17 protein-coding genes and 2 pseudogenes are annotated in these 19,527 nt (G+C 69.0%); 12 read left to right on the top strand and 7 right to left on the bottom strand.

Annotated features, from left to right (window positions below; translation table 11 throughout):
* Nucleotides 1-22 precede the first annotated feature (22 nt).
* Nucleotides 23-697, top strand: coding sequence for a FadR/GntR family transcriptional regulator (locus JK364_RS25820; protein WP_201853651.1), 675 nt, complete (start codon nucleotides 23-25; stop codon nucleotides 695-697).
* A 43-nt stretch (nucleotides 698-740) separates the two neighbouring features.
* Here JK364_RS25820 and JK364_RS25815 read toward each other — a convergent pair whose 3' ends face one another.
* The 4 genes from JK364_RS25815 to JK364_RS25800 form a co-directional block, all read right to left on the bottom strand.
* Entirely contained in the window at nucleotides 741-1,064 is a 324-nt protein-coding gene (locus JK364_RS25815) for a hypothetical protein (RefSeq protein ID WP_020872332.1), read from the bottom strand.
* 283 nt (nucleotides 1,065-1,347) lie between these two features.
* Nucleotides 1,348-2,118 carry an enoyl-ACP reductase FabI gene (fabI, locus tag JK364_RS25810; RefSeq protein WP_201853649.1) on the bottom strand — a complete coding sequence of 257 codons (771 nt, stop codon included), beginning with the start codon at nucleotides 2,116-2,118 and terminating at the stop codon, nucleotides 1,348-1,350.
* Nucleotides 2,119-2,123: 5 nt separating this feature from the next.
* The gene (gene fabG, locus JK364_RS25805; RefSeq protein WP_037963432.1) at nucleotides 2,124-2,828 is read right to left on the bottom strand and encodes a 3-oxoacyl-[acyl-carrier-protein] reductase; all 705 of its coding nucleotides are present in this window, start codon (nucleotides 2,826-2,828) and stop codon (nucleotides 2,124-2,126) included.
* Nucleotides 2,829-3,140: 312 nt separating this feature from the next.
* Complete coding sequence (locus JK364_RS25800) at nucleotides 3,141-4,022, bottom strand: MBL fold metallo-hydrolase (RefSeq protein ID WP_201853646.1); 882 nt, start codon at nucleotides 4,020-4,022, stop codon at nucleotides 3,141-3,143.
* A 375-nt stretch (nucleotides 4,023-4,397) separates the two neighbouring features.
* On the opposite strand from JK364_RS25800, the pseudogene JK364_RS25795 reads away from it, so the two are divergent.
* The 4 genes and pseudogenes from JK364_RS25795 to JK364_RS25780 form a co-directional block, all read left to right on the top strand.
* Nucleotides 4,398-5,285 (top strand): annotated as a pseudogene (locus tag JK364_RS25795) (ThuA domain-containing protein); the annotation flags it as partial.
* Nucleotides 5,286-5,429: 144 nt separating this feature from the next.
* A complete protein-coding gene (locus tag JK364_RS25790) occupies nucleotides 5,430-6,173 on the top strand; it encodes a class I SAM-dependent methyltransferase (RefSeq protein WP_201853643.1) in 744 nt (247 codons plus the stop codon).
* A 177-nt stretch (nucleotides 6,174-6,350) separates the two neighbouring features.
* Nucleotides 6,351-6,761, top strand: a complete 411-nt coding sequence (locus JK364_RS25785) for an SseB family protein (RefSeq protein ID WP_201853636.1) — start codon at nucleotides 6,351-6,353, stop codon at nucleotides 6,759-6,761.
* The gene (locus tag JK364_RS25780) at nucleotides 6,748-7,272 is read left to right on the top strand and encodes a hypothetical protein (protein ID WP_201853634.1); all 525 of its coding nucleotides are present in this window, start codon (nucleotides 6,748-6,750) and stop codon (nucleotides 7,270-7,272) included. The genes JK364_RS25785 and JK364_RS25780 overlap by 14 nt, the downstream gene beginning before the upstream one ends.
* Before the next feature lie 41 nt (nucleotides 7,273-7,313).
* Here the strand turns inward: JK364_RS25780 and JK364_RS25775 are convergent, their stop codons facing one another.
* Complete coding sequence (locus tag JK364_RS25775; protein ID WP_201853633.1) at nucleotides 7,314-8,534, bottom strand: RNA-guided endonuclease InsQ/TnpB family protein; 1,221 nt, start codon at nucleotides 8,532-8,534, stop codon at nucleotides 7,314-7,316.
* Between the two features lie 304 nt (nucleotides 8,535-8,838).
* Here JK364_RS25775 and JK364_RS57095 point away from each other — a divergent pair.
* From JK364_RS57095 to JK364_RS25760, 3 genes and pseudogenes are all read left to right on the top strand, one after another.
* Nucleotides 8,839-13,317 (top strand): annotated as a pseudogene (locus JK364_RS57095) (putative T7SS-secreted protein).
* Nucleotides 13,318-13,321: 4 nt separating this feature from the next.
* Nucleotides 13,322-13,705 carry a DUF5958 family protein gene (locus JK364_RS25765; protein ID WP_201853632.1) on the top strand — a complete coding sequence of 128 codons (384 nt, stop codon included), beginning with the start codon at nucleotides 13,322-13,324 and terminating at the stop codon, nucleotides 13,703-13,705.
* Nucleotides 13,678-14,037 carry an immunity protein CdiI family protein gene (locus tag JK364_RS25760; RefSeq protein ID WP_451640079.1) on the top strand — a complete coding sequence of 120 codons (360 nt, stop codon included), beginning with the start codon at nucleotides 13,678-13,680 and terminating at the stop codon, nucleotides 14,035-14,037. The genes JK364_RS25765 and JK364_RS25760 overlap by 28 nt, the downstream gene beginning before the upstream one ends.
* A 48-nt stretch (nucleotides 14,038-14,085) precedes the next feature.
* Here the strand turns inward: JK364_RS25760 and JK364_RS25755 are convergent, their stop codons facing one another.
* Entirely contained in the window at nucleotides 14,086-14,718 is a 633-nt protein-coding gene (locus JK364_RS25755; protein WP_230992456.1) for a Uma2 family endonuclease, read from the bottom strand.
* Nucleotides 14,708-15,208, bottom strand: a complete 501-nt coding sequence (locus JK364_RS25750; protein ID WP_307841382.1) for an ATP-binding protein — start codon at nucleotides 15,206-15,208, stop codon at nucleotides 14,708-14,710. Before JK364_RS25750 ends, JK364_RS25755 begins: the two co-directional genes overlap by 11 nt.
* Before the next feature lie 150 nt (nucleotides 15,209-15,358).
* Between JK364_RS25750 and JK364_RS25745 the strand changes: the two genes are divergently transcribed.
* The 4 genes from JK364_RS25745 to JK364_RS25730 all read left to right on the top strand — a co-directional run bounded on the left by JK364_RS25745 (nucleotide 15,359) and on the right by JK364_RS25730 (nucleotide 19,484).
* Complete coding sequence (locus JK364_RS25745) at nucleotides 15,359-16,156, top strand: helix-turn-helix domain-containing protein (protein WP_201853630.1); 798 nt, start codon at nucleotides 15,359-15,361, stop codon at nucleotides 16,154-16,156.
* Nucleotides 16,153-16,356: a DUF397 domain-containing protein gene (locus tag JK364_RS25740; protein ID WP_201853629.1), complete on the top strand. Its 204-nt coding sequence runs from the start codon at nucleotides 16,153-16,155 to the stop codon at nucleotides 16,354-16,356. Before JK364_RS25745 ends, JK364_RS25740 begins: the two co-directional genes overlap by 4 nt.
* A 198-nt stretch (nucleotides 16,357-16,554) precedes the next feature.
* Nucleotides 16,555-18,093: a TldD/PmbA family protein gene (locus JK364_RS25735; protein WP_201853627.1), complete on the top strand. Its 1,539-nt coding sequence runs from the start codon at nucleotides 16,555-16,557 to the stop codon at nucleotides 18,091-18,093.
* Entirely contained in the window at nucleotides 18,090-19,484 is a 1,395-nt protein-coding gene (locus tag JK364_RS25730) for a metallopeptidase TldD-related protein (RefSeq protein ID WP_201853626.1), read from the top strand. The genes JK364_RS25735 and JK364_RS25730 overlap by 4 nt, the downstream gene beginning before the upstream one ends.
* The last annotated feature ends 43 nt before the right edge of the window (nucleotides 19,485-19,527 follow it).

Genomic DNA, 19,527 nt, shown 5'->3' with positions numbered 1-19,527 from the left:
CAGCCGTAAGCACAGGAGAGTCATGCCGCTGACCTCGCCCCGGCGCTCCGCCCTCGCCGACCAGGTGATCGCCCAGCTGCGCGCCCAGATCACCTCGGGCGAGTGGCCGGTGGGCTCGCGGATCCCCACCGAGCCCGAGCTGGTCGAGCAGCTCGGGGTCGCGCGCAACACCGTGCGGGAGGCCGTGCGCGCCCTCGCGCACAACGGACTGCTGGACATCCGCCAGGGCTCGGGCACCTATGTGCTGGCCACCAGCGAACTGGCCGGGGTGATGCACCGCCGCTTCGCCGGTGCCGACCCCCGCCATGTGGCCGAGCTGCGCAGCGCGCTGGAGACGAAGGCGGCCCACCTGGCCGCGGAGCGCCGTACCGAGCAGGACCTCAAGCAGCTGGACGCCCAGCTGGACCGGCGCGAGCGGGCCTGGGAGGCGGGCGACCCGGACGCCTTCGTCGAGGCGGACGCCACCTTGCACATGGTGGTCGTGGCCGCCGCGCACAACGATGTGCTGGCCGAGCTGTACGCGGATCTGGGCGCGGTCGTACGGGACTTCCTGCGCGCGGACGTCGACAGCGGGATGGGCCCGGACACGTATGTGGACCACGGACGGCTGGTGGAGGCGATCCGGGAGGGGGCCGGGGAGCGGGCGGCGGCCGAGGCCAGCACCCACCCGTTCGGCTGCCGTTTCCGGAGCGGCTGAGCGACCTGGCCACGGGCTGACGCATGCGTAGTAGCCCCCGCGCTCAGCGGTGGCTCACCCAGGCCTTCCGTATCTCCTTCCAGCAGCGCTCGGCGAGCCGCACATACTGGGCTGGGCCGACCTCCACCGGGCGGGCGTCCATGTCCGGGTCCCACCAGTGGGCGCATTCGACGTGCAGCTGCACCCGGTCGGCGCGGGGATTGGGGTTGAAGCAGCTGGCCGTGGCGTGCGAGCCGCGCACCGTGGTGCTGCAGGCGGCCTCGCGCGGCCGGGGGCGGTCCTGCGCGGCGGAGCTGGAGGCGGCGATGATCAGACCCACCGTGGCGACGAGCAGCACCGCGGCCGCGACACGGCGGGTCGTACGCATGCGGGACCTCCTCGGCCGTGTCGCTGGCGCGGGCGCTCCGGTGAGTCGGTTCGTCGTATCAGGCGTATCGGGGGTATCGGGGGTATTAGGCGTTACGGGGTGTATGACTCCACAGTGCGTGTATCCACCACCCGTACGCGCGTCCTGCTCCCCCGAACGGGTGAACGTGAACGCGGACACGGAACGTGAACGCGGACACGGAACGGCCGCCGCCCGGACCCGCGGTGCGCGGGAGCGGGACGGCGGCCGTCACGCGGAAACGCCGTGGGCGCGGCCGGTGGGCTCAGGCACCCATCATGTGCACACCGCCGTCGACATGCACGATCTCGCCCGTGGTGCGCGGGAACCAGTCGGACAGCAGGGCGACGACGCCGCGGCCGGCCGGCTCCGGGTCGGTCAGGTCCCAGCCGATCGGGGCCCGGTGGTTCCACACGTCCGCGAGCTCCTCGAAGCCGGGGATGGACTTCGCGGCCATGGACTTGATGGGCCCGGCGGAGACCAGGTTGCAGCGCACGTTCTGCTCGCCGAGGTCGCGGGCGAGGTAGCGGTTGGTGGACTCCAGCGCCGCCTTGGCCACGCCCATCCAGTCGTACTTCGGCCAGGCGAACTGGGCGTCGAAGGTCAGGCCGACGATCGAGCCGCCCCGCGGCATGACCGGCAGGCACGCCATGGTGAGCGCCTTGAGGGAGTAGGCGGAGACGTGCACGGCCGTGCCGACGTCCTCCCAGGTGCCCTCGAGGAAGTTGAACGCGCCCTGGGGGCCGAAGGCGATGGAGTGCACCACGCCGTCGAGGTCGACGCCCTCGCCCAGGTGCTCGCGCACCTTGTCGGCCAGGCCGTCCAGCTGCTCCTGATTCTGCACGTCCAGCTCGATGACCGGGGCGGGCTTGGGCAGCCGCTTGGCGATCCGCTCGACGAGGGAGACGCGGCCGAAGCCGGTGAGGATGACCTCGGCGCCCTCCTCCTGGGCCAGCCTGGCGGCGTGGAAGGCGATGGACGCCTCGGTGATGACGCCCGTGACCAGGATGCGCTTACCAGCGAGAATTCCACTCATGACGTTCAGTGACCCATGCCCAATCCGCCGTCGACAGGGATGACGGCTCCAGTGATGTACGCGGCCTCGTCGGAGGCCAGGAAGCGGACCGAGGCGGCGATCTCCTCGGGCTGCGCGTAACGCGCGAGCGGTACCTGCTTCACGATGTTCTCGCGCTGATCGTCGTTGAGCGCGCGCGTCATGTCCGTGTCGACGAAACCGGGCGCGACCACATTGACGGTGATGTTGCGCGACCCCAGCTCACGGGCGAGGGAGCGGGCGAAGCCCACCAGACCCGCCTTGGACGCGGCGTAGTTCGCCTGACCGGCCGAACCCATCAGCCCGACGACCGACGAGATCAGCACCACGCGCCCCTTACGGGCCCGCAGCATCCCCCGGTTGGCCCGCTTGACCACGCGGAACGTGCCGGTGAGGTTGGTCTCGAGGACGGCGGCGAAGTCCTCCTCGGTCATCCGCATCAGCAGCTGGTCGCGGGTGACCCCGGCGTTGGCCACCAGGACCTCGACCGTGCCGTGCTTCTCCTCGATCTCCTTGTACGCCTGCTCGACCTGCTCCGGCTCGGTGATGTCGCACTTCACCGCGAGGAAGCCGGCCGGCGGCTCACCGGACCGGTAGGTGATGGCGACCTTGTCGCCAGCGTCGGCGAAGGCACGGGCGATGGCGAGGCCGATGCCGCGGTTGCCTCCGGTGACGAGAACCGAGCGGCTCAAGGGACCACCTTCTCTTGTCGATCTCCGTCGACGTCTGTCGACGATGTCTGTCGGGGTCCGCCACGGTTCTGACGCGGTCTGACGCGGTCTGTCCATGGACCGCCGGACGTCACGGACGTCACCATGAGTGCCGACCCCTACCCCCGCAAACTATCGGTCCCAGGCCCTCGAGGAGGAATCGGGCACCCACAGGGGCGGGTGCCCCTCCCTGTCGACTTCCTACAGAAACCCAGTGGTCACCGACCTCCGCCGGACCCGGTCCCGGTTTCCCCCAGCTCCCTCACCACCGGACGGCCTCACCCCCAGAGGGCCTCACCACCGGACGGCCCCGAAGTCGATCGGCCGGGGCCGCAGCAGCCCCGTGCGCTCCGCCAGCGCCCGCAACCGCCGGGACATCTCGTCGGCGCCCAGATGGCACCGATCCCCGTGGCCCGGCAGGACCCACTCACAACGCAGCCGTCCGGCCACCCTCGCCAGTGAGGCGGCCAGCTCCTCGATGGAGTGCCAGGTCACGCTCTCCGCCACGGCCAGATCTCCGAGCGCGCGCGACCAGTAGATGCTGTCACCGCTGAAGCAGTACCGGTCGTCCGCGAGGTAGAGCACACTGCCCAGAGTGTGGCCCGGCAGCGGATGGGCGGTGACCCCCGGGCCGATCTCCACGGGCTCCAGGCCCCGGATCACCTGGTCCGCGTCGGGCGCCGCGTCCAGGTCGCCCTCGTGGATCCACAGCCGGGCGCCGAAGTGATCGGCGTAGCGACGGCCGTGTGCGGCGTGGTCGCGGTGGGTCAGCAGCACATCGGTGACGGGGCCCGATGCCGCGTAACGCCCGGCCAGCTCCCGGCTCCAGCGCGGCGTGTCGATCATCATCGCCGTGCCGGACGGCCGCCGCAGCAGATAGGAGTTGGCCCCGGCGGTGTGCTGGGAGTTGTGACCGCAGATGAGCACGCCGTCGTCCAGGGCCATGGGGAACGGGTCGAGCGCCCGGTCCGGCTGCCCGGACGCCGGGCGGATCGAGCGGGTGGGGCAGGCGAACACGGCGGCATGCAGGCGCCGGGTCTCCGCCTCGTCGCGCGGCTGACGCACGATCTCCGACCGCCCGCCGACCTCGCTGATCAGCTCGGGCGCGAACTGCCGGGCGACATCGCAGTTGGTACAGCGGTCGTCCACATACCAGTCGTCGTACCAGTCGTCCATGACTGGGCTCCTTCCGGGAACGCGGCCCTGACCGGGACCGCCCTTCCAGGGATAGCCAGCCGCGGACAAAACCGGTAGGCCCTGCCGATCTTGTACTTCCGGGCCCGAGCCCCTCTGACGGGCCCGATGGCTCCCGAGCGATCTGTCATCAAAAGCATTGACATTTACCCATTGAGAAAAAGCTCCGCGCATCGGCTGAACGGCGGAATCTCTTGACGGGATTGGTTCAGACCTTTACGTTCACCTCGCCCATCTGCGAAGGGCCGTGCCTCTGCGGTGGTGAACGACCCGCTCCGCAGCCGTGTCGGCGTTCGCCGTCAATGTCCTGATCCCCCACCCGTGACAGCGGCATCATCCGTACAGCGAGGAGCACGCATGCGGAAGAGCGAAGACCTCAGATCGTCCAGGACGCCATCCGTGGCCATACGGCTGCTGGTGTTGCTGGCCACGCTGCTGGGGCTGGCGATCACCCCCGTCCACGCGACGGCGCGCGGCGCGGCCGCGCCGTTCAAGGTGTTGGCCCTGTACAACGGGACGTGGGACGCCGCCCACATCAACTTCGTTCACGAGGCGAACGACTGGTTCCCGAAGCAGGCCGAGCAGAACGGTTTCACCTATACGGCGAGCAACGACTGGAACCAGCTCAACGACATCGGGACCGACGACTACCAGGTGGTGCTGTTCCTCGACGACCTGCCGCAGACCGCCGCCCAACGGTCCGGGTTCGAGCGCTATATGCGCGCCGGCGGCGCCTGGATGGGGTTCCACGTGGCGGCCTTCACCACCGAGGCGCAGAGCTGGCCCTGGTACCACGACGAGTTCCTCGGCAGCGGCAACTTCAAGTCCAACACCTGGGGCCCGACCACGGCCACCCTGCGGGTCGAGGACCGGACCCACCCGTCCACCAAGGCGCTGCCCGCCACCTTCACCTCGTCGGTCAGCGAGTGGTACAGCTGGTCGAAGGACCTGCGGAAGAACCCGGACATCAAGATCCTGGCCTCCGTCGACCCGAGCAGCTTCCCGCTCGGCACCGACCCCGATCAGACCTGGTACGACGGCTACTACCCGATCCTGTGGACGAACAGCAAGTACAAGATGCTGTACGCGAACTTCGGGCACAACGCGATGGACTACGAGCACAACACCCCCCTGTCGTCCACCTTCGCGAGCCAGACGCAAAACCGGTTCCTGCTCGACGGGCTGAAGTGGCTCGGCGGCGCGGGTGGCTCCCGGCAACCGGCCGAGTCCATCGCCGGAACCGCCTCGACGCCCTGATCCAGAAGCTCGACGCCCTGATCAAGAAGCTCGGCGCCCTGATCCAGAAGCAGGCCCCGTAGCGGCACAGCGAAGGCCGCCCCGGACAACCGGGGCGGCCCTCTCCGTTCTCCCGAGAGCAGGTTCAAAGGCATGGCGATCTATGACACGCTCGGCGCGACGTACAGCCGGACGCGGCAGCCGGATCCGCGGATCGCCGCGCGGATTCACACCGCTCTCGGGGACGCCGCAGACGTGATCAACGTAGGAGCGGGCACCGGTTCCTACGAGCCGGCGCGGACAGTTCTCGCCGTCGAGCCCAGCCAGGTCATGCTTGCCCAGCGCCCACCCCGGTCAGCGCCCGCCGTAGCCGCGGTCGCCGAACGCCTTCCGCTGCGCGACAACGCCGCCGACGCCGTCATGGCACTGCTGACCGTCCATCACTGGAGTGACCTCGCGGCCGGCATCGCCGAACTCCGCCGGGTCGCGCGCCGTCGCATCGTCGTCCTGACCTGGGACCAGCGGATCTTCCGCGAGCGGTTCTGGCTGGTACGCGAGTACCTCCCCCAGGCCGCCGCCTTCGACGACACTCGCGCCATCCCGACCGACCGGCTGGCCAGTCTGCTCGGCGGGGCGCGTCAGGAGCCCGTCCACATCCCGCACGACTGCACGGACGGGTTCGGCGCGGCGTACTGGCGCCGCCCCCACGCCTACCTCGACCCGCGGGTCCGCGCCGGAATCTCCATGCTCGCCCAGACCGGAGACGACACCCTCGCCCCCGGCCTGACCATGCTCGCCGACGACCTCACAACTGGCCGATGGCATGACCGCCACACCGACCTGCTCGCACTCGACACCCTCGACGTCGGCTATCGGCTCCTGGTGGCGGACGCCTGACCTGGACGGGCGGCGGCCGCGGGGATCCGGCTGCGGGGAGCGGCGCGCCGGTTACCGAAAGTGTCGGTCAACTGTGTGAAGATAGCCCTCATGTTTGGCGGAGGGGACAGCAGACCGCCTGCTCAGGCTGGCAAAACGACGCTGGCGGACCTCATCCGCCAGGAGACCGCCGCGCGGATGCCGGAGCGGGAGAAGTGGGCGGCGCTGCGGAAGGCGCGGCTGTACTTCCAGCGTCCGGAGGAGCCGGGCTTCCTGGTCTCGGAGACCGCCGAAGACGGCCCGCTCATACCGGTCTTCACCTCGGTCGAGGGGCTCGCCCGCTTCGCGGGGGCGTGCGGATGGGCGTCCACGACCGTCGAGGACCTGGTGGGCCTGTTGCCCGAGGGCGTACGGGCGCTGGTGGATCCGCTGGGCGAGCGCCCCTTCCTGCTGGACGCGCGGACGCTGCGCGACGCGGACGGCCAGGAAGCGGAGCCCCACCAGGAAGCGGAGCCCCAGGAAGCGGAAGCTCAGGAAGCGGAAGCTCAGGAAGCAGACGGCCAGGAAGCGGACGGCCGCGAGGAGGGGGCCGAGCGTGGCGGATCCTGATGCCCGGAATGTGAACCGCGCCCCCAGCGAGGGCGGCGAACACGGCAAGTACGGCGGCAACGAGGGTGCCGACGGCTACAAGATCGAGATCGCTTCGGTGAAGGGCCTAATCGCCCCGCTGGAGGAGTCGGTCATCGGGGCCCGGGCCGTGAAGAACGGCCAGGAGAAGCTGACGTCCTATCTCCAGCACTGCGGCGCGCCCGAACTCCTCGAATCGGGCAAGGGGTTCCTCAAGGAGTGGGGCTTCGGCATGGGCGAGCTGGCCGATCACGCGGACGCGGTGGTGGAGCGGCTGTACGAGGCGATAGCCGGGTACATGCTGGCGGACCTGATGCGGATCAAGGACTTCTGGCCCTCGGACGAGAACATGGCCAAGCTCCCCTCGGGCACGGCCGGCAAGTGGTCCTGGGAGCACGTGGGCGCACCGGAGATGGAGAAGCGCCCGGAGGACACGGCGCTGTCGAAGTTCGCGCGCACATTGCAGAGTGAGTACGGGGACGAGTCCTGGTGACTCCGCCCACACGTAAACGCGCGGGCTTCCTGCGTCGCTGGCTAAGCAGCGTCGCAGAGGACCAGCCCGGCCCTATCGAGGACGTTCAGAGCGCCGACATGGTCCGCGTTCGCCGTGAACCCGCACGCTCTGCACTGGAACTTCGCTTGAGTAACGCGGTTCTCCCTCGCCACGTGGCCACACCCTCCGGCAGAGGGCGGGCACGTGCGGGAGGTGTTGCGGGCCTCCACCGGGATCACCAAGCGACCGGCACTCTCAGCCTTGTTCGCCAGGATTCCGAGGAACTGCCCCCAGCCCGCGTCGAGGATCCCCTTGTTGAGCCCGGCCTTGGCTGCCGCGCCGTTCGGGAGGAACGCACCGTTCTGGTGGGGGTCGGGCTTGGGTGCGGGCGCTTTCGTCATGCCCGTCAGGTTCAGCCGCTCGTGCGCGATGACGTCGTAGTGGCGGATCAGCGCGCGGGCGATCTTGTGGTGGTGATCGAGTCGCCGCCGCCGGATCTTGGCATGAAGCTTGGCGACCTTCCGAGCCGCAGCGCGGTGCTTTTTAGTGCGTTGGCGAGTCCGCCTCGGGAAGGTCGCAAGGTGCCGCTGGGCTGCGGCCAGCTCCTCGGCCGCGTCGTCGAGGAACTTCGGGTTCGGCTCGTGCACGCCGTCCGAGGTGGTGAACAAGTGAACGGTGCCCATGTCGATGCCGACGACCGTACCGGTGGGCGGCAGCACCTCGGCGGGGATCTTGTCGCACGCCATGATGACGTACCAACGCTTACCCTCACGCTTGATGCTGATCGTCTTCACCCGGCCCTGTACCGGCCGGTGCTGGTGCACCCGGACGTGCCCGACCCCCTTGAGACGCACACGGGTGTGCGGGTCGTGCGGGGTGGAGTCCCAGCGGCAGCCGTCCCCGTTCTTGGGGAAGACCACAGTGTCGAAATGCCCCACGCCCTTGAAGCGGGGGTAACCGGGTTTCTCGCCGTTCCTGACACGGCGGAAAAAGGCGGCGAAGGCGTTGTCCAGGCGTCGAAGCGTGGCCTGCTGGGAGGAGAACGACCAGCGGCCCTGCTGCTCAGGGTCGAACGCCCGGATCTCCTTCAACTGAGCCGACTGGTCCCCGTATTTGATGCTCGTCTTCGATCTATGCCGCCAGGCTTCCCGCCGCTCCTGCAACGCCCCGTTGTACAGCGAACAGTGGTCTTGCAGCATCTCTCCCAGCGCAGCCGCCTGACGGGCTGTGGGACGCAGGAGGAACTTGTAGGCGCGGATCACGAGCTGTCCTCCTTCGCCTTCCTTCAGGGGGGTTCCCACTGGATTTCGATCTACCGCTGTGCTGTCACCACACCACGTGCGGCGCGAGGTCACACACGGCGCCTGGGAACCGACGGACCTTCGCGGTCACAGCTGCAGGGCGAATATAGAAGCATCGTGGGTAAGTCCAGCATCGGTCTCCCGAACCTCACACATACGTGTGAACCGGCCGCCCCGGCTATACCGGGCCGACCTCCAAAGGGGCCTTCGATTCCCCACCGGCTCCCCACCGGCCAAAGCCGGTGACCCCCTCGAAGGAGAACTGATGGGCGATCCGGACGCTGGGCGGCCACCGCAGATACGGATACCGGAGGACGCCAAGCCCAAGGATCTGATCCCCGGCAATCCGGACGACATCGACGACCTGGTGCTGGAGCTGCGCGCGTACGCGGGGGCCTTCCAGGACGGCAAGGACAAGCTGCGGCCGCTGGAGCTGGCGGACTGGTCGGGCAAGGGGGCGAACGAGTTCCGGAAGTCGGTCGACCGGCTGCCGAAGGAACTGACCTCGGGCCATGACCAGTTCACCCATGCGGCGAGTGCGCTGGCGGCGTACCACCAAGCTGCGGTCGGTGCAGAAGCGGTGTGAGCCGATCATCGAGGACGCGGACGCGGCGCGGGCGGCGTCCAAGGCGTACGGCAAGAAGGTCGAGTCGTACAACGACGCGGTGACGCGCGGCGACGAGCAGCTGCCGGAGAAGCCTTCGGAGACCGATCCGGGCATCGCCGCGATGGAGGGGTGTGTCGGTCGGCTGGACAAGCTGATCGAGGAGTTGCAGCTGGTCGTCGACGCGTCCAAGAAGAAGATCGACAAGGCGGCGGAGAAGGCCCCGAACAAGCCGAGCAACTGGCAGAAGGTCGGGGACGGCCTCAAGGACGGGCTGTGGAAGGCCCACTACGGCATCCTGGGCATGGCCGAGCTCCCCGCCTCGCTCCTCAAGGGCGACGCCCAGGGCTTCGCGATGCAGCTGGCCGGCATGGTGGACGGCGCGGCGTACGCGGCCCAGCACCCCAAGGAGTTCGCGAAGGCGGTCACGAACTGGGACATGTGGTCCAAGGACCCGCTGCGCGCGGCGGGCGAGATCACCCCGTCGCTGCTGCTCGCCCTGGCCACGGGCGGCGCGAGCGCGCTGCGCAAGGAGCTGCGGACGGGCCAGACCGCCGCCCAGCGGCTGGCGGCCCGTAAGAAGGTCCTGGGCCGGGACGGCGAGGCGTCCGGGCGGGCGGACAGCGAGGGTACCCACGACCGGCACACCCACGACAGGGACTGCGAGGACGACCCGGTCGACGTCGCGACCGGCGAGATGGTCCTGCCGGCCACGGATGTGTCCCTGCCCGGGGCGCTCCCCCTGGTCCTGGAGCGCACCTTCGTCTCCGGGCACACCTGCGGCGGCTGGTTCGGCCGCACCTGGGCGGCCACGCTCGACCAGCGGCTGGAGCTGGACGCGGACGGGATCGTGTTCGTCACGGCCGACGGGATGGTGCTGCGCTACGGGGTGCCGACGCCCGGGGAGGACACTTATCCGGCGCGGGGCCCGCGCTGGCCGCTGCGCTGGGACGGCGCGGCGGGCGGCACGATGCGGATCGAGATTCCCGAGCGGGGCCGCACGCTGCACTTCACTCCGCTGGGCGGCAACGGCAATGAGCTCCCCTCGAGGTGATCGAGGACCGAAATGGCCGGTCCATCACGTTCACCTACGACGAGGAGGGCACCCCGCGCGAGGTGGCGCACTCCGGCGGGTATCGCATCGCGATCGACACCGATCCGGAGCTCGCGCGCATCACCGGACTGCGGCTCCTGGGCGTCGGCGCCGCCGAGAGGGGCACCACGCTGGTGTCCTTCGGCTACAACGGCGCGGGCGACCTGACCGAGGTCTTCAACTCCGCCGCCGAGCCGATGCGGTTCACCTACGACGACCAGCACCGCATCACCTCATGGACCGACCGCAACGGCACCAGCTTCGGGTACGTCTATGACCACCGGGGCCGGGTGCTGCGCACCATCGGCTCGGACGACATGATGACCGGCCGCTTCCACTACGACGAGGCGTCCCGCACCACCGTCTACACGGACTCGCTCGGCCACCGCATCACCTACGTCTTCGACGAGGCGTACCGGGCGGTGTCCCGCACCGACGCGCTGGGCCACACCACCCGCACCGAATGGGACTCGGAGACGCGCCGCCTGCCGCTGTCGGTGACGGACCCGCTGGGCCACACCACGCGTTACGCGTACGACGACTCCGGCAACCTCATACGCGTCGACCGCCCGGACGGCACGTCGGCCACGGCCAGGTACGACGGGGACGGCCGGCCGCTGGAGGTGTGCGAACCGGACGGCGCGGTGTGGCGCCACGCCTATGACGACCGGGGCAACCGCGTCCGGACGACGGACCCGATGGGCGCGGAGACGCACTACGCCTATGCCGAGTCGGGGAACCTGACCTCGGTCGTCGATCCGCTGGGCCATGCGGTGACCGTGGTGTGCGATGCGGCGGGCCTGCCGGTGGAGGTCACCGACGCGTTGGGCAACACGACCACCGTCCGCCGGGGCACCCATGGCCGTATCACCCGCGTCACCGACCCCCTGGGCCATGTCACCCGCCAGGGCTGGACCATCGAGGGCAAACCCGCCTGGCGCACCCGGCCGGACGGCAGCCGCGAGACCTGGGCCTGGGACGCCGAGGGCAACCTCGCCGAACACACCGACCCCGCGGGCAACACCACCCGCCACACCCACACCCACTTCGACCTCCCGGCGACGCGGACCGACCCGGACGGGGCGACGTACGCCTTCACGTACGACACCGAGCTGCGCCTGACCGGGATCACGAACCCGCAGGGCCTGACGTGGACGTACACGTACGACGAGGCGGGGCGGGTCACCGCGGAAACGGACTTCAACGGCCGCACGCTCAGCTACCGGCACGATGCGGCAGGCCGCCTGATATCCCGGGAGAACGGCGCGGGCGAAGCGCTGGCCTACACGCGTGACGCGCTGGGCCGCACGGTCGCCACCCGCACGGCGGACGGCACGGAGACGACGTTCGCGTACGACGCGGCGAGCCGCCTGACGCGGGCGGCGAACCCGGACACGGAGCTGAACCGCACGTATGACGGGCGGGGCCGGGTCCGGACGGAGACGGTGGGCGGTCGTACGACGTCATACGCGTACGACGCGGCGGGCAACCGCACCGAGCGGATCACCCCGAGCGGTCTGCGCTCGGCGTGGACGTACGACGCGGCCGGCCGGCCGCTGTCCCTCACCACGGCCGGCAACTCCCTGCACTTCGGGTACGACGCGGCGGGCCGCGAGACGACACGCGCCTTCGGCGACGACGTGACCCTGACCCAGGGGTGGGACGCCCTGGACCGCATGACGGGCCAGACCGTCACCGGCCCGGCCAACGCCCTCATCCAGCACCGGGCGTACGCCTACCGCCCGGACGACCACCTCACCGAGATCCGCGAGCTGACGTCCGGGACCCGCCGTTTCGACCTGGACCCGGTCGGCCGCGTAACAGCGGTCCACGCCCACGGCTGGACCGAGACCTACGCCTACGACGCGGCGGGCAACCTGACGCACGCCACGGCCCCGGGCCACGAGGCTCCCGGCGACCGCGAGTTCACCGGCACGGTGATCCACCGCGCGGGCCGCACGTTATACGAACACGACGCCCAGGGCCGCCTCACCCGCCGCACCCGCAAACTCCTCAACGGCCAGACCCGCACCTGGACCTACACCTGGAACGCCGAAGACCGCCTGACGGACGCGACAACCCCGGACGGCGAACGCTGGCACTACACGTACGACCCACTGGGCCGTCGCACGGCCAAGCAGCGCCTGGCCGAGAACGGCACGGTCGCCGAATCGGTGGACTTCGCCTGGGACGGCACGAGGCTGGCAGAACAACTCACGCCGGAGGGCGTGGCAACAACCTGGGACTACGCCCCAGGAACCCACCGCCCGATAGCCCAGACCGAGCACCGCCCATCGCGTGAGCCAGTGGAGGAAGCTTCATCGCTTCTCCGCCGCCTGACCGAGACGACTGCCCAATCGGAATACGACGCCCGCTTCTACGCCATCATCACCGACCTCATCGGCACCCCCACCGAACTGGTCACCCCCGACGGCACCCTGGCCTGGCAACACCGCACCACCCTCTGGGGCACCCCCCTCCCCGCCCCACCCGGATCAACCGACTGCCCCCTCCGCTTCCCGGGCCAATACGCCGACCCGGAAACGGGGCTGCACTACAACTACTTCCGCCACTACGACCCCGAAACAGCGCGATACGCCTCCCCTGATCCTCTGGGCCTCGCACCCGCCCCCAACCCGGCGTCCTACATCCGCAATCCCCACAGGTGGGCCGATCCCTTCGGCCTCGCACCGGAGTGCGGCGATAAGTGGAGTGGTCCAGGATCTAGAACGCCATCAGAGGCGGGCATAAGCCCGAACGATGCTCGGCGAATTCAGAATGCTGCCGACAAAGCAGGGCAGCCCATCATTGTGGTTGGAAGCCGCGCGGGAGGAACAGCCAACCCTGCATCTGACTGGGATTACATCCTATCCGGCCCGTCCAGGACTCGACACAGCGTCCAGAATTCTCTACCAAGAGGAACGGGTGACGGTGAAGGCAGTGGGCGCGGCCGAGACTTCTGGCAGACTTATAATCCAAACCGGCCAGACTATGCAGAGCTGGAAAAGGATAAGCCGTATGTCGTATTCGAGCCAGGGAGCGGGTGATCACATGAATGAGTCCGAGCGAATGATCAATGAGGTTGCCCAAGGTCTACGCGGCATGGACGAGGCCGCGAATTGGTTCGGTTCGCTGGACCAGGCCGAGCAGCGGGCTGTGCTGAAGGAGGTGGTTCGATATTCGATGCAGGCGCACGCAACAGCAGAGGATGGACGAAACGGCCTGGCGCAGTCGGGGGTGAAGCCGACGATGACCCCTGCTGTCTTGATTGTCCGAGAACCAATCCTCGAACAGATGGGGAAGATCATCAATCTCCCACCAAACGAGTACATAAAGTCCTTCCGCATTCTTCTCTCGACGTTCGCAGTTGCTGACACGCGGCGAAGAGAAACAGAGTGTCGCGGCGCATGCAATCACGCCTGGCACAACCTGTGAATTTCACAGCGAAGCATACGGTGCGTCTTTCCGTAGATTACGAGTGCCATCCCGTATGGGTCGTGACTGAACAAGGGCTGGATAACGTAGCACCCGAATCGCTTCTTCTCAGCAAACAGCTCATCGAGGATCTGGATCGCTGGGGGGACGAGTACGAGGCAACCTACAACCGGGATGACCCGATAACCTCCGGATTCGCTTCGGAAGAGGCAGAGCAAAGCTTCTTTGAACGGGGACATGGATTGGCTCGCCGCCTACGAGATGAGCTCGACGAGACCTGGCGTGTCTCCTACTTCGATCAGTCGACAGCGACACACGTCGAGATCGGTTGAACGCCGAGTGGAGCGAGCGATTGCCGACCGCCGACGGCGGTCAGCAGGTCAACGGTCCTCGGGATAGGTCCGCAGATCCGTGGCGGCGAGTGTCCAGTCACCAATGGTCACCTCGTCGCCAAAGGCGTAATCACTGCGGGTGCGGTAACGGGAGCCCTCCCCGCCGAGCCCGGGCCCCGGATCGGACAGGGCCGCGATCGTGCCCTTCCGTGGATCGACGAGAAGATAGAGCGGGATACCCATCGCCGGGTAGTCGTGCATCTTCTCGACATAATCGGTGGAGTGATTCGACGGCGAGACGATCTCGGCGACCAGAGCGACATCTCGAGGATGGAACGGCGCCATCGTGTTCTCGGCGAACACCGCGTCGGGAACGACGATCAGATCAGGACGCCGAAGTTTCCCAAGAGAGGAATCTTCCACCTCACCGCCCGTGTGAGCGACCAGAAAAGATGGGATTTTCCGGTCAAGCTGCTGGCGGATACGCAAAGCGATGAACTCGTGCGGACGCGAGGTCGACATCATCATGACGATCTCGTCACCACTGATCTCATAGCCCCGGAACGGGTCGGGGGCGTGCTCGGCGAGCCGCTCCGCGATTCCCCGTAGACGACCGTACTCCACGGCCGACGCCCCTTCACCACCGCGAACCTGCTCGTCTGTGCCCCCATCATCGCGCATCGCCGACTCCAGTGTCTCCCGTGACCTGCTGCGACCGGCACTCCTCGGACGCGAGAGCGTATTCGCACCACACCGTCTTACCGACGCCTCGTTCGGCCACTCCCCACTTCGAGGCCAGCGCGTCCACGAGCAGCAGCCCGCGTCCGCCCTCCGCCTCGTCTCCTTGGTCACGGAGCACAGGACGCCGCTCGTCGCGGGCGTCGGACACCTCGATACGGGCCGAGGCAGGGGCCCGACGGCCATCGGGACCGGGCGGCGGCTGAACGCTGAGCCGCAGATGGAAGTGCCGACCGGGCACGTGCCCATGGCTCACGGCGTTCGCCGTGAGTTCCCCCGCGATCACCGCAAGGCTCTGCGAGGCGTCACTGTCGCGGGCAATGCCCCATTCCTCCAGTCTGCGAACGACGAGGCGCCGGGCGAGCCGGGCACCGCGCCGCGAAGAGGTGAAGAACATCTCGAACGTACCGCCAGGGGGATTTTCGCCATTCACGTCACCGAGCGTGGCGAAGCGCGCCTAGCCTGACCAGACGGGCGGCGGGTACGCAGGGTCGCGGTACGGGCACGGCCGGTGCCCGTACGGGAGGACCGCCGTGACGCCGAGGGGAAGGGGCGCGTTCTCGCGCAAGGAGGTGGGTGGGTCATGGCGGGTGACATCGTCAAGTGCATCGGCAGGCAGGTGAAGCTCTTCCGCGAACGGGCGGGGCTCACACAGGCACAGTTGGGTGAGGCGATCGGGTACAGCGAGGAGCAGGTCTCCTCGGTCGAGCAGGGACGTCGAGTGCCCCAGCCGGATTTCCTGGACGCGGCGGACGAGGCGCTGGAGGCGTTCGGAGTGCTGCGGGCGGCCAGGGAGGAAGTCGCCAACGTACAGCTCCCGGCGTTCTTCCGGGGCGCGGCACGGCTGGAGGCGCAGGCGGTCGAGTTCCACGCGTACGAGAACCAGGTGATCAACGGGTTGCTCCAGACCGGCGATTACGCCCGCGCTGTCTTCACGATGCAACGCCCGATGCTGGGCGAGGAGATCATCGAGCAGCGGGGCACCGCCCGGTTGGCACGGCAGGAACTCATCACTCGGCAACCCCCGCCCATCATGAGCTTCGTGACCGAGGAGGCGGTGTTGCGCCGACCGTGCGGCGGAACACCGGTGATGCGCGCGCAGTTGGAACATCTGCTGCACATCGGCCGGATGCGAAATGTAGATCTTCAAGTCATGCCGACGGGGCTGGAAGAGCACGCCGGAGCGGGCGGCCCCTTTGCCTTGCTGGAGCCCAAGGGGCGCCAGATGATGGCCTACGTAGAGGCCCAGGACATCAGCAGATTGCTGACGGATCGCAAAGCGGTCCGCACCCTCGAACAGCGCTACGGGATCATCAGGGCCCAGGCTCTCACTCCACGGGAGTCGCTGGACTTCATCGAGAAACTGCGGGGAGAAACGTGAACGACAACGACATCGAACTGTCGTGGTTCAAGAGCAGCTACAGCAGCGGTGAGGGCGGCATGTGCGTCGAGGTGGCCGCCACCGCCGACACCGTCCACGTACGGGACTCCAAGGACCGCCACGGATCACAACTCGCCTTCTCCATACGCCAGTGGGACGCGTTCATCGACCGTCTCACGGCTGAGGAGTTCGGCGCGTAACCACCCACCCTTGGGGGCCGCCCCGGGCAACCGGGGCGGCCCTTGTCGTCTTCATAGAACAGAGCGGTGCGGCCGGAGGCCGAGGGCGGCGACCTCGACCCGGCGGGCCGGTGGCAATTACCGCGCCCAATGTCGTAGCGACATGGTTCACTGCCGACGGACAACATCATCGACAGAACCGACGAAGGGGAGTCGCCCGTGGCGCACGAGATTGATCCGTCCTTCCTCGCGCTGCCCCTGAGGGCGCTCGCCGACGCGGCGCTCGCGCGGGCTCGGGCGCTCGGGGCCGAGCATGCCGACTTCCGGTTGGAGCGGGTGCGGAGTGCCGCGTGGCGGTTGCGGGATGCCAAGCCCGCGGGGGCGGCCGACAGCACCGACCTGGGGTATGCCGTACGGGTGGTGCACGCCGGGGCGTGGGGGTTCGCGTCGGGGGTGGATCTGAACATGGACGCCGCCGCGCGAGTGGCCTCGCAGGCGGTGGCGATGGCGAAGCTGTCGGCCAAGGTGATCGAGGCGGCCGGGTCCGATGAGCGGGTGGAGTTGGCGGACGAGCCGGTGCACGCCGACAAGACGTGGGTGTCCTCGTATGAGGTCAACCCGTTCGATGTGGCCGACTCCGACAAGACCGGACTGCTCGCCGAGTGGAGCCGGCGGCTGCTCGCGGCCGATGGGGTCGCGCACGCGGACGCGTCGCTGCTGACCGTGCAGGAGAACAAGTTCTACGCGGACACGGCGGGCACCGTGACCAGCCAGCAGCGAGTGCGGCTGCACCCGCAACTGACGGCCGTGGCCGTGGATCCGGCGAGCGGGGAGTTCGACTCGATGCGCACCCTGGCTCCGCCGGTCGGGCGCGGCTGGGAGTATCTGACCGGTGGGCCCGGCGCGGGCGGCGGCTGGGACTGGGACGCGGAGCTGGCGGAGATCCCGGAGCTGCTGGCCGAGAAGATGCGCGCGCCATCCGTCGAGGCCGGGTCGTACGACCTGGTGGTGGACCCGTCCAATCTGTGGTTGACCATCCATGAGTCGATCGGCCACGCCACCGAACTGGACCGCGCGCTCGGCTACGAGGCGGCGTACGCGGGCACCTCCTTCGCCACCTTCGACCAGCTCGGAAAGCTGAAGTACGGCTCCGAGGTGATGAATGTGACCGGGGACCGGACCGCCGAGCACGGGCTGGCCACCATCGGCTACGACGACGAGGGCGTGGCCGCCCAGTCCTGGGACCTGGTGAAGGGCGGCACCCTCGTCGGCTATCAGCTGGACCGCCGGATCGCCCGGCTGACCGGTTTCGAGCGGTCGAACGGCTGCGCCTTCGCCGATTCGCCGGGCCATGTGCCGGTGCAGCGGATGGCGAACGTATCGCTGCGGCCCGCCCCCGGTGGCCCCTCGACGGAGGAGCTGATCGGGGATGTCGAGAACGGTCTGTATCTGGTCGGCGACCGCTCCTGGTCGATCGATATGCAGCGGTACAACTTCCAGTTCACGGCGCAGAGGGCGTATCGCATCAGGAACGGCGCTCTCGCCGGGCAGGTGCGCGACTTCGCCTACCAGGCCACCACCACCGACTTCTGGGGTTCGATGACGGCCGTGGGCGGCCCGCGGACGTATGTCCTGGGCGGCGCCTTCAACTGCGGCAAGGCCCAGCCCGGGCAGATCGCGGCGGTCTCGCACGGCTGCCCGTCGGCGCTGTTCCGCGGCGTCAACATCCTCAACACCACCCAGGAGGCCGGACGATGAGCGTGCAGCCCCATGAGATCGTCGAGCGCGCCCTGGAGCTGTCCCGCGCGGACGGCTGTGTGGTGATCGCCAACGAGACCTCGACGGCCAATCTGCGCTGGGCGGGCAACGCCCTGACGACCAACGGCGTCACCCGCGGCCGCACCCTGACCGTCGTGGCCACCGTGAACGGCGGGCAGGGCACCGCCTCGGGCGTGGTGTCCCGGTCCGCGGTCACCGCCGAGGAGCTGGAGCCGCTGGTCCGGGCCGCCGAGGCGGCGGCGCGGGAGGCGGAGCCGGCCGAGGACGCCCAGCCGCTGGTGGAGCGGGATCCGGGCGCGGCGGTCTCCCCCGGCTTCGCCGACTCCCCCGCGGTGACCTCCTCCGAGGTGTTCGCCGGCTTCGCGCCCGCCCTCGGCGAGTCCTTCGCCCGGGCCCGCGCGGGCGGCCGGGAGCTGTACGGATTCGCCCACCATGAGCTGGTCTCCAGCTATCTCGGCAGCTCCACCGGGCTGCGGCTGCGCCATGACCAGCCCACCGGCACGCTCGAGGTCAACGCCAAGTCACCGGACCGGACGCGTTCGGCCTGGGCCGGGCGGGCCACCCGGGACTTCACCGATGTGGACCCGGCCGCGATCGACGCCGAGCTCGCCCGGCGGCTCGCCTGGGCCGAGCGCAGGGTCGAGCTGCCGGCCGGCCGCTACGAGACGCTGCTGCCCCCGAGCGCGGTGGCCGATCTGCTGATCGACCAGCTGTGGTCGTCCTCGGCCCGGGACGCGGCGGAGGGCCGTACGGTCTTCAGCAAGCCGGGCGGTGGCACCCGGGTCGGCGAGAAGCTGTCCGAGCTGCCCTTCACACTGCGCAGCGACCCGGCCGCGCCGGGGCTTGAGGCGGCGCCGTTCGTGATCGCGCACTCGTCCGGGGACGACACGTCGGTCTTCGACAACGGTCTGCCACTGTCCGGCACCGACTGGGTCCGGGACGGGGTGCTGCAGCAGCTGATCACCACCCGGCACACCTCCGCCCTCACCGGGCTGCCGCTCGCCCCCGCGGTCGACAACCTGATCGTGGACGCGGGCGGCACCCGCTCGCTGGAGGAGATGGTCGCGTCGACCGAGCGCGGGCTGCTGCTGACCTGCCTGTGGTACATCCGCGAGGTCGATCCGGCGACGCTGCTGCTCACCGGGCTGACCAGGGACGGCGTCTATCTCGTGGAGAACGGCGAGGTGGTCGGCGAGGTGAACAACTTCCGGTTCAACGAGTCGCCGGTGGGTCTGCTCGCCCGCGCCACCGAGGCGGGCCGCACCGAGCGGACGCTGGCGCGGGAGTGGAGCGACTACTTCAACCGCGCCGCGGTGCCGCCGCTGCGCATTCCGGACTTCAATATGAGCTCGGTCAGCAAGGGGGTGTGAGGAGCCGAATAGACTGGTCCAGGCCCATCCGAAGCGACCGTTT

The sequence above is a fragment of the Streptomyces endocoffeicus genome (genome assembly GCF_016741935.1).
GTDB classification, from domain to species: Bacteria; Actinomycetota; Actinomycetes; order Streptomycetales; family Streptomycetaceae; genus Streptomyces; species Streptomyces endocoffeicus.
The sequence above is the reverse complement of the archived record's forward strand: the minus strand, read 5'-3'. Positions and strand labels throughout refer to the sequence as shown.